The following is a 13,718-nucleotide window of genomic DNA, read 5'->3' on the forward strand; positions in this document are numbered from 1 at the left end:
GAATCTTTTCTCAATCACAAACTTATTATACACTTTGCTGGATTGTTTTGAAAATAACAAAGTGTTATACTACAATTACGAAGCGTTATAGTTTGAGAAAAAGTGATCAAACTGTACGGATAAATAGGAGGAACTCAAGGTATGTTGGATTATCGTTATCACACATTTATGGCATTAGCCGAATGTTTAAATTATACAAAAACAGCAAAAAAGCTCAATATGACGCAACCTGCTGTGACAAAACATATACAATATCTAGAAGAACTTCACGGTGTTCAATTAGTTCAATATCAAGACCGCGTTTTAACGTTGACCAATAAAGGTAAGTTACTTTTATCACATTTATTAAAATTACAATCTGAAATTAATGTGATTGTTGAACAATTAGAGCAAAAAGAAGAAGCCAACTTAACCATTGGGGCAAGCAAAACAATTGGTGAATTTTACCTTTTACCACAGCTCACTTCACTAAAAACAAAAATCCAAATTCCTTCCCCCTCTCTCATCGTCGACCACACGAATAATTTATTACAGATGCTGGATCAACATGAGATTGATTTAGCGTTTATTTCCGGTCCATTTGAACCAAAAAATTATTACGTACAACCTTTTTTACATCATCCCGTTGTCCTTGTATGTCATCCCGACCATCCTTTCGCCCATCAAACAGTGAGTTTAGAAGATTTAATAAATGAGCATTTATTATTGCGAGAAAATGGAGCGGGTATGTTAGATACGCTTTCAAATTTCTTAAAAGAAGAATCATTTAACTTACAACAGTTTAAGCATCGCACTACTATCGGTAATATCCACTTGGCCAAAAATTTAATCAAAGCCAAACAAGGAATAGGCTTTTTCTATCAAATGGCGGTGAAAGATGAGCTTGAGCGTAATGAGTTAGCACCGATATACTTAGAACACGGAGAGTGGCGTCAATCATTTTATATAGTCACCCACCCAGAATATTTGGCGCTTGACCGAGTGAAACAATTAGTACAAGCAATTCCAACACTTATTGAAGAATAAAGTCGAGTATTCTTTCCTCTCACGTTCATTATTTGGTATAATAAACTTCTGTGGAAGGAGAGTACTGAGTGCATGCTACATTTACATCTTATTATTAATCAACAAGCTGCAAGTGGCGCCGCCAAGCAGAAAAGTAAAGAAATTATCACTTTATTAAATCAAAAAAATATCGAATATTCGACTTATTATACAGAATTTCCGGGTCACGCCATTACCCTTACTCATATGTTGGCGAACAATCATTTAAAAAAATGGTCTGAAGATAGTCAAAGACCTTTTCCTTTATTAACCGTTTTAGGTGGAGATGGCACGTTACATGAAGTCGTAAATGCATTACAAGCATTTACGGATATTCCTGTTGCTTATTTGCCATGCGGATCTGGTAATGACTTTGCTCGAGGTGTCGGTTTATCTCGACAACCAGAAGAAGCTCTTGAACATTTACTTAGCATACAAGCCCCTCGCTTTAAACAAGTTTTGGCTTGTACAGATCATCAGACGAATGGACGAGCATTAATTGCAAACAATTTAGGTATTGGTTTAGATGCAGCGATTGTCGCTAAAGCCAATCAATCAAAATCTAAAAAATGGTTGAATAAGTTAAAACTCGGTTCATTTATTTACTTGTCCTCTGCTTTTCACGTCTTACTTAAACAAGAAGGATTTCCCGTGACCTTTACAATGGATGAAACAACTTATCATTATGAAAACACATATCTCATGACGAGTACCAATCATCCTTTCTTTGGTGGAGGGATTCGGATTGCACCAGAGGCATCCGTCGACTCTGATGACATCGAGCTAGTCTTATTAGAAAAATTACCTTTATATAAAATAATAAAATTAGCCGGACAATTATTAAATGCGACACACTTACAGTCTCCACATGTCAAACATTTCAAAGGAAAAAAACTACGTATCCAGTCACCGACTAGACAATACGGTCAAATGGATGGCGAAGTTTTAACCCCTCAACCGATTGACGTTACTTTGCACTCAGTACAGCAGCTATTTTGGCTATGAAAAAAGGACGGATGAATCTAAATATGATTCATCCGTCTTTTAGATTATAGAGCCATAACAAGCACCTTTAAATGTAATCAAACGGTGTAATACCTTCCATTCCAATCATAGGGTCAACGGCACCAGAAAGAATTAACTCTTTTGTTAAGATAAATGACGCTTGCGTTTCAAGTTGTTCTTGAGCTATTTCTTCTTTAGGAATACTTTCTTCTTGAGATTGGGTATCAAGTGACGTTGTACTCGGAAATGTTTCTGCCATAATCCGTTCTTTCAAAGCAGTTTGACGATTAGCACCTTCATGCTTGACAGCTGTTTCATAAGCTTCCAGTTCGCCCAATAAAATCAAACGCTCTTGACTACGCGTAATCGCCGTATACAATAAATTACGCTGTAACATTCGATAATAACCATTAACCATTGGTAAAATCACAAGCGGGTATTCACTCCCTTGTGACTTATGAATAGAACAGCAATAGGCAAGTGTGAGTTGCTGCCACTGATTACGTGGATATTCCACTTCTATTCCATCAAAATCGACTACCAAGACATCCACTTTATCTTCGTGCTCTTTTGCTAAGATAATACCAGTAATTTCTCCAATATCGCCATTGTAAACTTGATTTTCCGGAACATTAACCAGTTGAAGAACCTTATCACCAATTCGATAAACAGTTTCAAACCACGTTACTTCTTTACGACGACCACTTTCATTAGGATTTAACACTTCTTGTAACATTTTATTCAATCGGTCAATGCCAGCTGGTCCGCGATACATCGGTGCTAAAACTTGTATATCGGAAGCTGTAAAACCTTTTTCTGCAGCTTTGACCACAATTTGACGAATCATTTCTTCTATTTGATACGTGTTGCCTGCAATAAAAGAACGGTCTTTCTGATTACGAGTAAAATCACTAGGCAACGTCCCTTTTTTAATCGCATGTGCTAAAGCAATAATTGACGAACCATCTTCTTGTCGATAAATATCTGTTAACTCACATTGAGGTAGCATGGGAATCGATAGCAAATCGTGTAAAACCTGACCGGGCCCAACAGACGGCAGCTGGTCTTTATCTCCAACTATAATCACTTGCATATTGGTAGGTATCGCTTTAAATAGTGCATTTGCCAACCACGTATCGACCATCGACATTTCATCTAAAATCAGCAAACTACCTTCTAATTCATTTGCAATTTCTTCTGGATGCATTTCTTGTCCGGTTAATCCTAGCAAACGATGTATCGTCTTCGCCGGTAATCCAGTCGTTTCACTCATTCGCTTTGCTGCCCGACCAGTCGGCGCTGCTAATAAGATAGGAAAGACCTCATTATGATAATCATTGATATCTAAAGAAAGCTCATTAAGCTCTGAGAATAATCGGACGAGGCCATTAATAACCGTCGTTTTCCCTGTACCAGGGCCACCTGTCAAGATAAAGAAAGAAGACTGAACGCCTTCAATCAAAGCTGTCTTTTGCGAAGGGCCATAAGCAATGCCTAATTCCGTCTCCATTTGCTTAATGGATGCTAAAATAGTTGCTTCATCATAATCAATTGATTGTTTACGTTTAAGTAAGCGATGAATGGCATGTGAAACGCCCCATTCTGCATAGAATAAACTGTTATGAAAAAGCTTTGTTCCTTCTTGCTGCATTTTTCCTAAATCAATCAAAGCAATGATTTGATCGGCTACATCACCAAGCTCCACCGGATAACGTCGGGATGATTCTAACAGTGTTACGACTTTCTCTAATAATACTTGCGCTTCAATATACGTATGTCCTTCACTTAATGAATATGACAGCAGCTCTGTTAAAATAGCCGCTTGAAAACGCTCTGGTGCATTCGCGGCAATATTTAAATGTTCTGCTAACTTATCAGCTTTTTTAAACGCAATCCCTTCAATATCTTCAATCAAGCGATAAGGATTCTCTTCTAAGAGGGTTAATGTTTGTTCCTGATACTTTTGAAAGATAGTCATGGCTAATTGACTACCAAATCCCCATTCATTCAGTTGAATAAGGATTTTTTCTGACCCGTAATTACTTTTAACTCCCGATATAATCGTATCTTTTCGTTTTTTATTTAAAAAATCTAACGCGTCTAATCTTTCAGAATCATTCATAATGACATCGATTGTTTCTTCGCCAAAATAATCTACTAATTTTTCAGCTGTTTTTTTTCCAATTCCGGGAAAGTTATCCCCAGATAAATAGTCAATTAAACCATTAGCACTGGTTGGTTTTACCTGTTCATAACGTTCCACTTGGAATTGACGGCCATACTTAGGATGTGTGACAAACTGTCCAGAAAACTGGTAACTTTCTCCTTCCATCATATCGCCAAAATTTCCTGTTACAACCATTTCTAATTCATCAATTGACGGCTCGCTTTCTTCCACTTCAATCAACATCACTTTATAAAAATTAGTAGGATTTTGATAAAAGATGGCTTGAATCCGTCCTATTATTTTAGGCGTATGTTGTAAATCTTTTTCACTTTCTACCATCTCTTATCCTCCTTTTATTTTTTCAAGTAAGCGAGTGCTTCTTTAACATTGGCAACAGGCACAATTTTCATCTTAGTCTTTAATTCTTTCGCCGTTTCCTGTGCGATTTCTGCATTGTTTTTCAAGTCTAGATTTTTCTCTTTCGCTTCTTTTGAAAAATCCTCACTCGGCACAAAGAAAATTTCCGCTCCGGCACGGTCAGCAGCGACCACTTTTTTATCAACTCCGCCAATCATTCCCACTTTTCCATCAGACGCTATCGTTCCTGTTCCAGCTATTTTCTTCCCTTGACGGTATGATTCTTTCGTCAAAAGTTCGTAAAGTTCTAATGTAAAGACTAACCCAGCCGACGGTCCTCCCACATCTTCCAAATCAAATTGAATATTGCGGTCCAATTCAATCTGACTCGCCTCTGTTAAACTAATACCAATTCCAACTTGATGACTCTCGTTCATCTTTACTAAAGTACCACTGACTTCTTGCTCCTCTTGCTGTCTCTTAATACTTAACGTCACCGTGTCTTTTTCTTTGCGTTCACTTAAATAAGCCATTAGTTCTTTTAAATCGTTAAAATTTTGACCATCGACTTTTAAAATCTGATCGCCAATTTTAAGTTTATTGTAAAAATCAGATTCGGGTAAAATCCCCATTACATTAATACCTGTAAATGTCTCTTTGTAAGGAATTTTCGCAAGGTTTAATGCTACTTTTTTAGCAAGATACTCCGACTCTAACATTTCCAGGTTGCCTAGAGCATCATCTTCTTCATCCGTCAGTTCCCCTAAATATTCTTTCTTACTAACTAATGTTCGATAAGGCATCACTTTTGCTAATAAATATGTTGCAGGTGTCGCTTCTTGGACACTAACCGTTGTCATCAAATAAGCACCTGGAGCGGTATTTTTTTGACCATCCACACTAATCGCGTTTTGAACGTCCTGTGCACTTCCCGGCTGTTCAATATAAAAAGGGATGGGAATTAACATACTGCTTACAAACAACACGGCTACAACAAAGAGACTAATGAAAAGTTTAGACTGGGTAGACAGGCGTTGTGTTTTCATGCAGACACTTCCTTTTTAACAACCGATATGTCGATCGCGATATTTATTTTCTAAAGCTTCATTAACAGACTGCGGAACAAACGGAGAAACATCCCCTTCAAATTTAGCGATTTCTTTAATCACGCTCGAACTAATATTAGCATAGGCTGGGTCTGCCAATAAGAATAGCGTTTCAATATTAGGTGCTAAGCGTGCATTCATATGAGCAATATTTTTTTCATATTCATAGTCGGTAATATTACGAATCCCTCTAATGAGCACCTCAGCCCCTAGCTTTTCTGCAATATGAACGGTTAATCCTTCTTCATGCAAAATGACTTCGACATTATCTAAATGTGCAATAGAAGCCGCAACTAATCGTTTTTTTTCTTTCGCCGTGAATAATGGTCGTTTACTCGTATTTGTGACAATCGCTACAATAACTTTGTCAAACATCTTCGCAGCACGTGTCACCGTGTTCAAATGTCCTAACGTAAAAGGGTCAAAACTTCCAGGAAATAAGGCTATCTTTTCTGTCATTGTTTCTGCTCTCTTTCATAATAAGTTATTTTAGTTTGGCCATAAATCACATCTTTGGATACAACCATCTCTTCAATTCGTTCCGGTAACATCACCTGTTTATCCGTTTCACAAATAATTTGTGCATTTGGTGTTAATAACTCCAATGCGAGTAATTGTCGAATATCTTTCTCAATCGTTTCCTCTGCGTAAGGGGGATCAAGAAATACATAATCAAATTCATATGATTGCTCACTTAATTGCGTCATCGCTTGATGCGCATGCGATTTTAAAATGGTCATGCGTTTCTCTAGCTTTAATAAGGCTGCATTTTCTTTGATAATCATAATTGCTTTATAATGACGGTCTACACATACCGCATGGTCACAGCCTCGCGATAAAGCTTCTATTGCTAAATTACCACTACCGCCATATAAATCTAAAATAGTTCCCCCATTAAAATAAGGCCCAATTCGGTTAAAAATAGCCCCTTTCACTTTATCAGATGTAGGGCGTGTATTATCTCCCGGCAAAGATTTTAGCTTACGACCACCATGTTCTCCCGCTACTACTCGCATCTTGTTCTCCTTTTATTTTTAGTAAAAAAATTCATCAAGTATCATGCGACTTGATGAATTTTTGTTTATGACTTTTACAATCAGATACTACTGTGCAAACATTTCACTCACACTTTGGAAAGTAACTGGAATGTCTGGACGATAGGATTGTTCCACTGAACGTATAAAGTGCAATTTTTCTAATCGTTCAATATTTTTTTCAATATCCCATTCATTCATATACAAGTACACATATTTTTGTTTACGCGACACATGTTGAATGACGCCAAACTTTTTCAATTGTCTAATAGGTCTTAATGTATAGACCCATACAATCACGCCGCGGCGCGGTACTTCTTCAAATAAAGAGGAACGTGTGATTTCTTTATCCAATATGACAACTCCCTCCACATCCTCGCGTAGCAAATTCAAAAAAAGGATTACCCGCATCCACCTTAATATCAGGTGAGATACTTTGTGCGATATCATAACTAATATAGTCTAACACTTCTTGCAATTCTCTTTCCGCCACGCGAAAGCGCATAATTCTTTCATCGGTATCTAACAATCGCTTTTGCTTTCTTAAAGCTCGACGTTTTTCTGTATAATCTGGTGCGTGATTCCCGTACGGCTCCACTCGTTCAAAAGAACGTTTCGCTTGCTCAAAGGCGGTAACCTTTTGCTGTGTTTCAGCATTTTTAAGCAACGCTACTTTTGTCACAACATAGTTTTTAACTACGTCACTCTCTATTATGTTATGACACAACAAATCAATCGTATCTTCAATAGCTAATAATTCATCTGTATAAATCATTTTATCGCTCATCCTTTTCATTCGTCAAGGTTTCTGAAGTCTTTCTCATTTCATGATTCATTAATAACAATAATATTGTATCTTCTTCAAAATCTATGCCAACAAACGCTTTTTCTGAACGGTTAATCGGTAATAAATGGAGTAAGTCACTATACCAGTTCATGACCATATAGGGAATGTCATGAGTCGGGCTATACAAGACACCTGTTGTTTCTTCTAATGACTCTTTTTTAAATAACTGTTGTAACTCTTCTTTTTTTAAATAAAAGGCATGGTCATACGTATCAAACTGTTGGGCTATTTGTTTATCTTCTAGCCGTGAATCTTCTAGGTAGGCTTCTGGTCGCTCAATAAACTCTTTTAACAACCGTTCCGCAACCTCATCTGCTTCTTGCACGCGGCTTAATGGTGCCAGATTTAAACGACTGCGAACAATATTAATAATCGCTAAAAGTTGTTGTCGATTTTGCTCGTCCGATTCAGGTGTACTTGTTTGCTCGGCTGGACGAATTACTAAATTCCCTTCTAATAGTTGATATGGTTGAAGTTCTAAAAGCATTTGTTGCGATAAGTAACGCAAGCCTACGACTTCTCCTGTTTCTTTACTCATATGTAGAATAACAAAAACATTATTATCAAATGCCATTAGAGGTTGATAATTCATATCTTTTTCACTGAGTTCCATAACGTAAGTTTGATTATTAAAAACAAAACTAAAATTAGAATAAATCGTAGAAATTTCAGATACTTCATTTAAAGATTGCCCGACTTCAAACGGAGCTAGCCCTAATTCATCTCCTAAAACAAAAATCGATTCCACTTGATTATTTCTCACATAAACTTGAAAATAATCACGATGCGTTTCACCATAAAACCACCACTGGTCTGTATCGTTTTGACGGTGCATTGTTTTCGGTTCGCCGTACTGCTTAATCAGTTCCTGTGTTGAAACCCCTATATAATTAGCCATTCCCGATGCAGGTAGCTTTCCTTGCACGAACTTTTGATGAGACTGAACAACCGGAGTCGTCGGTCGTTCAGTTTTATCCTTTATTTCACTTTGAAAAACAATCGGCTTTGTATAAGCAACGATTACCAACAAGAGTAAGACGAGTAAAAAATGCGTTAAACGCTTCATATCATCTCTCCTCTTATTTTTCCGCTAATTCTAATAATAAATCACCAGACTGAATCGGTTCGCCATCTTTCACATGCAACGCTGTCACCACTCCGTCAAACGCCGCTTGAATAGCTGTTTCCATTTTCATCGCTTCTGTCACTAATAATGTGTCTCCACGTTTGACACGGTCACCTACTGCTACGCAGACATTTAACACCGAACCAGACATCGTCGCGCCAATATGTTCTTTTTTCGTCGGCTCTGCCTTTTGTTTTAATACGACTTGTGATTTCACTTGAGCATCTTTCACATGCAATTCTCGACGCTGTCCATTAAAAGTAAAGTACAACGTGCGTACACCTTCAATATTAGGTTCACCAATTTGATCCAATCGAATATTTAACAATTTTCCTGCTTCTAGTTCTACTCGAACCGTTTCATCTTTTCGCATACCGTAAAAGAAAGTCGGCGTGTCTAAAACTGTCACGTCACCAAATCGTTGATGACTAGCACGGTAATCTAAAAACACTTGCGGGTACATAATATAACTTAAGACCTCTTCTTCAGATGGTTGATAACCAATTTGCTCAGCTAAATAATCAGCAGTTTCTTTGAAACGAATTGGTTCAGCCAAGCTACCCGGTCGCACATTAAACGACTGTTCTCCTTTGAGAATAATCTGTTGCAGTTCTTTAGGGAATCCACCGACAGGCTGTCCTAAATCACCACGGAAAAAGCTCACTACTGATTCTGGGAAGCTTATCGTGTCGCCACGTTCGTATAAATCGGCTTCAGTCAATTCATTTTGAACCATGAAAAGGGCCATATCTCCTACAACTTTAGAAGAAGGTGTAACTTTTACAATATCACCGAACAAATTATTAACAAGCGTGTAAGTTTCTTTAATCTCTTCCCATTTGTCCGCTAAGCCGACTGCTTTGGCTTGTTGTTGTAAGTTGGAATACTGTCCACCAGGCATTTCATGTGTGTAAACTTCTGTCTGTGGCGCACTAATCCCATTTTCAAACGGTGCATAGTAGCGACGTACGTCCTCCCAATAATGATTGATTTTTTGGACGTTATCAATTTGTAAGTCCGGCGTGCGTTCACCTGCTTGTAGCGCATAGTATAAACTACTCATGCTAGGTTGACTCGTGGAGCTACTCATCGCACTTGTCGCAACGTCGACAATATCGACTCCTGCTTTCGTGGCCGCTGAGTAAGTAATAATGCCGTTGCCACTTGTATCATGCGTATGCAAGTGTATAGGTAAGTCCGTCGCCGCTTTTAGCTCGCTAATTAAACGATATGCTGCTTGCGGTTTTAATAAACCAGCCATGTCTTTAATTCCAATGATATGAGCTCCCATTTTTTCAAGTTCTTTAGCCATATCAACATAATACTGAACGTTGTACTTCGGACGCGTTTCATCAAGAATATCTCCTGTATAACAAATAGCTGCTTCCGCTATTTTCCCTGTATCGCGAACTACTTCGATACTTTTTTCCATTTGTGGCAGCCAGTTTAAACTATCGAAAACACGGAAAACATCAATACCTTTTTTAGCTGATTGACGGATAAATGCTTCAATCGCATTATCTGGATAGTTTTGATAGCCAACACCATTAGCGCCTCTTAACAACATTTGTAACAGTGTATTTGGCATTGCGTTACGGATTTTTTCTAAACGTTCCCAAGGATCTTCATTTAAGAATCGGTATGAAACGTCAAAGGTCGCGCCTCCCCAAACTTCACTTGAAAACAGTTGAGGGATAGCGGCTTCAGTCGCAGCTGCAATCCGAACTAAATCTTTTGTACGCACGCGAGTGGCTAATAAACTTTGATGAGCATCGCGCATGGTCGTGTCAGTTAATAAAACACTGTCTTGTTCTTTAATCCAACTGACTACACCTGCCGCGTTTTGTTCGTCTAAAACTTGTTTAGCTGTTGTAAATTCTGGCAATCTTTCAATCTTTTTAGGCATCCTTGGTTTTTCAAAATATGGTTTTTCTGTTTTCGTTATTCCTGGAAAACCGTTGACTGTCACATCCCCGATATACTGAAGGAGCTTATTCCCTCTATCTCGCAGACCTGGGAAAGTAAACAGCTCTGGCGTTTGATCGATGAAGGTAGTCGTAGCGTGTCCACTTTGAAAAGCCGGATGATTAATGACATTAAATAGAAACGGAATATTCGTTTTAACACCACGAATTCGAAACTCTTTTAACGCGCGATTCATTTTTTGAATAGTGTTTTCAAATGTCGGGCCATGCGTACAGACCTTCACTAATAAAGAATCAAAGTAAGGTGTCACCAGTGCACCAGCATAAGCATTCCCAACATCCAAACGGATACCTAAACCACCAGGTGAACGGTAAGTATGTATCGTTCCTGTATCTGGCAAAAAGTTATTGGCTGGGTCTTCTGTCGTAATACGACATTGAATCGCAGCTCCTCTAAGCTGAATCGCTTCTTGCTTAGGAATATGAATCTCTTCATGTAAATCTTTTCCCTGAGCAATCTGTATTTGAGTCGTCACAATATCAATATCGGTAACTAATTCCGTAATCGTGTGTTCCACTTGAACGCGTGGATTTACTTCAATAAAATAAAAAGCGTCACCTGACACTAAAAACTCGACGGTACCGGCATTAATGTACCCAACATGTTTCATCAATTTTACGGCACTTTGACAAATCTCTTCACGTTTCTCCTCAGTTAGCGAAACAGATGGGGCAACTTCAACCACTTTTTGATGACGGCGTTGGACAGAGCAATCACGTTCAAATAAATGAACAATATTACCATGAGTATCCCCTAAAATCTGTACTTCTATATGGAGTGGATTCTCAATGTATTTTTCAACATACACCTCATCGCTACCAAATGCGGCTTTCGCTTCACTTTTAGCGCGTGAATACCCTTCTCTAGCTTCTTGCTCATTACGTGCTACACGCATGCCACGTCCCCCACCACCAAGAGCGGCTTTTATCATGATTGGGTAGCCATGTTCTGCACCAAATTGAACGACTTCTTCTACATCTAAAACAGGTCCCTCAGACCCAGGTATAGAGGCGACTCCTGCTTTTAAAGCAGCCGTCTTCGCCTTAATTTTATCTCCAAAAATATCTAAATGATGAATTGAAGGTCCGACAAACGTAATCCCTTCTTCCTGACATCGTTTAGCAAATGTGATATTTTCCGATAAGAAACCATAGCCGGGATGAATCGCATCTGCCCCAGCTTGTTTCGCTACTCGAATAATGTCTTCAATGTCTAAATACGCATCGATAGGTTTCTTTCCTTTACCAACGAGATACGCTTCATCTGCTTTAAAACGATGAATCGAATTTTCATCTTCTGCCGCATAAATACCAACAGTTGGAATATTTAACTCCGTACACGCACGAAAGACTCGAATTGCAATCTCTCCACGATTAGCCACTAACATTTTCTTCATTATTCGCTCACCTCTCTAATTACTAACGGTGCATTGGCACCACTACTTGTTCTTGACGCTCTCGACGTTGCTTTAATTCATCTGCTCGAATATTTAAAACAAAGCCGATACCGATTGAAAGTGTTAATAAACTGGATCCTCCTTGACTCACAAAAGGAAACGTCACACCCGTCAACGGAATAATCCCTGTGATACCTCCAACGTTAACAAAAGTTTGAATTAACAATAAACCCGCGAATCCTATGCAGATTAAAGAATTAAAAGTATCGTTAGATTTTATCCCAATCATCATGATACGCAAAATCAAAAAGAGTAAGACTAATAAAATAAAAATCGCTGCTATCACGCCTAACTCTTCCACAACGATAGAAAAAATAAAGTCATTTTGAGCTTCAGGTAAAAAGCCTTTCTTTTGAATACTATTACCTAATCCCAATCCAAACAATCCACCGTTAAACATCGCGTAGTAAGAATTAATCATCTGATGACCATCTCCGTACGCATCTCCAAACGGATTACGAAACGTTTCAAACCGTTTATAAACGTACTGCATTTTTTTAGGGAATATTTTCCCTTTACTTAAAACAACCGCTTCAATCACAAGTGAGCTTAATGCAATGCCTCCACCAGCAAATAATATGCCATACCAGTAACTTATCCCACTAGCTAATAACATAATGCTGACCATCAAAACTAAAATAGCTGCCCCACCTGTATCGGGCTGTATCAAAACTAAAAAGATTAACATACCAACGATCATTAAAGGACGCTTCATCGCCTCGTAAAAGTTCGATACAATTTGTTGTTGTTTAGTCGACATCACATCGGCTAAAAACCAGATTAAAATAATTTTTAAAAATTCAGCAGGCTGAATTTGTATCGGTCCGATTGATAGCCAGGCACGTGCTCCTTTTACTTCTTCTGCAAAGATTAATGTTAAAACTAATAATAAACTGATGCTAACAACCGCCGTCATGATTAGTTTTTTATTTTTCAAGAAACTCGTTTTCATTTTATAAATGAGACCAACTAATACTAAGCCTATTACAAAAAAGATTCCTTGCTTTACAGCTGCACTTGATTCTGGAAGTCCTGCCATCACTAAATTATAGGACGTTGCACTATAAACCATGATGATTCCTATAATAGATAAAAATAAATACGGTATTAAAATACCATAGTCAATATACATACTTTTACGTTGCTTCTTTTTTCTCACCATTTTCAACCTTTCTATCGTTCGCGATGTTGTTTACTTTCTTCGTAAACATCCATATAAACGCGATTCAATTCTCGCTCTAAATCTAACAATCGCTGCTGTCCTTCTTCATATGAAATCACGCCTATTTTTACAGCGAAATCAACTTGACGGCTAAAGCCATACATTTGTGTATCTACCACTTCTTCAAAGGCTTTGCACTGAGCAATACACATATGATTTTGCTGGTTACTGATTAAGTTTTTTATCTTATTCGCTTCTGTTAATAACACTTCCAAAGCGACTTCTTCTGTCGTTAATTGACTCATTTTGATAGACCTCCTTCAATTTATCTATTATAGCATAAACTCGTTCGCATTTTCTTTTAATTATACAACCTTTCCACTTGTTTTAATCATTTTTTATAGAAAAAAGACTTTAAAAAGAAAAGT

The 13,718-nt window shown here is 37.9% G+C and carries 12 protein-coding genes; 2 read left to right on the forward strand and 10 right to left on the reverse strand.

Annotation, left to right across the window (positions count from 1 at the left end; genetic code table 11):
• Positions 1–141 precede the first annotated feature (141 nt).
• Together CBF33_RS00290 and CBF33_RS00295 are read left to right on the forward strand one after the other, a co-directional pair.
• A complete protein-coding gene (locus CBF33_RS00290; RefSeq protein WP_126760644.1) occupies positions 142–1,026 on the forward strand; it encodes a LysR family transcriptional regulator in 885 nt (294 codons plus the stop codon).
• 72 nt (positions 1,027–1,098) lie between these two features.
• The gene (locus CBF33_RS00295) at positions 1,099–2,049 is read left to right on the forward strand and encodes a diacylglycerol/lipid kinase family protein (RefSeq protein WP_126760645.1); all 951 of its coding nucleotides are present in this window, start codon (positions 1,099–1,101) and stop codon (positions 2,047–2,049) included.
• Positions 2,050–2,116: 67 nt separating this feature from the next.
• Here the strand turns inward: CBF33_RS00295 and recD2 are convergent, their stop codons facing one another.
• The 10 genes from recD2 to CBF33_RS00345 form a co-directional block, all read right to left on the reverse strand.
• Complete coding sequence (recD2, locus tag CBF33_RS00300; RefSeq protein ID WP_126760646.1) at positions 2,117–4,555, reverse strand: SF1B family DNA helicase RecD2; 2,439 nt, start codon at positions 4,553–4,555, stop codon at positions 2,117–2,119.
• 14 nt (positions 4,556–4,569) lie between these two features.
• Positions 4,570–5,619, reverse strand: a complete 1,050-nt coding sequence (locus CBF33_RS00305) for a SepM family pheromone-processing serine protease (protein ID WP_126760647.1) — start codon at positions 5,617–5,619, stop codon at positions 4,570–4,572.
• A gap of 15 nt (positions 5,620–5,634) precedes the next feature.
• Positions 5,635–6,138: a pantetheine-phosphate adenylyltransferase gene (gene coaD, locus CBF33_RS00310; RefSeq protein ID WP_126760648.1), complete on the reverse strand. Its 504-nt coding sequence runs from the start codon at positions 6,136–6,138 to the stop codon at positions 5,635–5,637.
• On the reverse strand, positions 6,135–6,695 hold the full coding sequence (rsmD, locus tag CBF33_RS00315; protein ID WP_126760649.1) for a 16S rRNA (guanine(966)-N(2))-methyltransferase RsmD: 561 nt from the start codon (positions 6,693–6,695) through the stop codon (positions 6,135–6,137). Before rsmD ends, coaD begins: the two co-directional genes overlap by 4 nt.
• Before the next feature lie 87 nt (positions 6,696–6,782).
• The gene (locus CBF33_RS00320; RefSeq protein WP_023606469.1) at positions 6,783–7,067 is read right to left on the reverse strand and encodes a YlbG family protein; all 285 of its coding nucleotides are present in this window, start codon (positions 7,065–7,067) and stop codon (positions 6,783–6,785) included.
• Positions 7,060–7,488, reverse strand: a complete 429-nt coding sequence (locus CBF33_RS00325; protein ID WP_023606468.1) for a YlbF/YmcA family competence regulator — start codon at positions 7,486–7,488, stop codon at positions 7,060–7,062. The genes CBF33_RS00320 and CBF33_RS00325 overlap by 8 nt, the downstream gene beginning before the upstream one ends.
• A 1-nt stretch (position 7,489) precedes the next feature.
• Positions 7,490–8,626, reverse strand: a complete 1,137-nt coding sequence (locus tag CBF33_RS00330) for a CAP-associated domain-containing protein (RefSeq protein ID WP_126760651.1) — start codon at positions 8,624–8,626, stop codon at positions 7,490–7,492.
• Positions 8,627–8,639: 13 nt separating this feature from the next.
• Positions 8,640–12,068 carry a pyruvate carboxylase gene (locus tag CBF33_RS00335; protein WP_126760652.1) on the reverse strand — a complete coding sequence of 1,143 codons (3,429 nt, stop codon included), beginning with the start codon at positions 12,066–12,068 and terminating at the stop codon, positions 8,640–8,642.
• Positions 12,069–12,090: 22 nt separating this feature from the next.
• Positions 12,091–13,290: an FtsW/RodA/SpoVE family cell cycle protein gene (locus tag CBF33_RS00340; RefSeq protein WP_126760653.1), complete on the reverse strand. Its 1,200-nt coding sequence runs from the start codon at positions 13,288–13,290 to the stop codon at positions 12,091–12,093.
• An 11-nt stretch (positions 13,291–13,301) separates the two neighbouring features.
• A complete protein-coding gene (locus CBF33_RS00345) occupies positions 13,302–13,595 on the reverse strand; it encodes an Fpa/YlaN family protein (RefSeq protein WP_023606464.1) in 294 nt (97 codons plus the stop codon).
• Between the last annotated feature and the right edge of the window lie 123 nt (positions 13,596–13,718).

This window comes from Vagococcus lutrae (assembly GCF_003987555.1).
Lineage (GTDB): Bacteria > Bacillota > Bacilli > Lactobacillales > Vagococcaceae > Vagococcus_A > Vagococcus_A lutrae.

What these genes read in the sequence shown, in the direction of transcription:
- CBF33_RS00290 (WP_126760644.1), top strand. Translation starts at nt 142, where the DNA reads ATGTTGGATTATCGTTATCACACATTTATGGCATTAGCCGAATGTTTA.
- CBF33_RS00295 (WP_126760645.1), top strand. Translation starts at nt 1,099, where the DNA reads ATGCTACATTTACATCTTATTATTAATCAACAAGCTGCAAGTGGCGCC.
- recD2 (WP_126760646.1), bottom strand. Translation starts at nt 4,555, where the DNA reads ATGGTAGAAAGTGAAAAAGATTTACAACATACGCCTAAAATAATAGGA.
- CBF33_RS00305 (WP_126760647.1), bottom strand. Translation starts at nt 5,619, where the DNA reads ATGAAAACACAACGCCTGTCTACCCAGTCTAAACTTTTCATTAGTCTC.
- coaD (WP_126760648.1), bottom strand. Translation starts at nt 6,138, where the DNA reads ATGACAGAAAAGATAGCCTTATTTCCTGGAAGTTTTGACCCTTTTACG.
- rsmD (WP_126760649.1), bottom strand. Translation starts at nt 6,695, where the DNA reads ATGCGAGTAGTAGCGGGAGAACATGGTGGTCGTAAGCTAAAATCTTTG.
- CBF33_RS00325 (WP_023606468.1), bottom strand. Translation starts at nt 7,488, where the DNA reads ATGATTTATACAGATGAATTATTAGCTATTGAAGATACGATTGATTTG.
- CBF33_RS00330 (WP_126760651.1), bottom strand. Translation starts at nt 8,626, where the DNA reads ATGAAGCGTTTAACGCATTTTTTACTCGTCTTACTCTTGTTGGTAATC.
- CBF33_RS00335 (WP_126760652.1), bottom strand. Translation starts at nt 12,068, where the DNA reads ATGAAGAAAATGTTAGTGGCTAATCGTGGAGAGATTGCAATTCGAGTC.
- CBF33_RS00340 (WP_126760653.1), bottom strand. Translation starts at nt 13,290, where the DNA reads ATGGTGAGAAAAAAGAAGCAACGTAAAAGTATGTATATTGACTATGGT.
- CBF33_RS00345 (WP_023606464.1), bottom strand. Translation starts at nt 13,595, where the DNA reads ATGAGTCAATTAACGACAGAAGAAGTCGCTTTGGAAGTGTTATTAACA.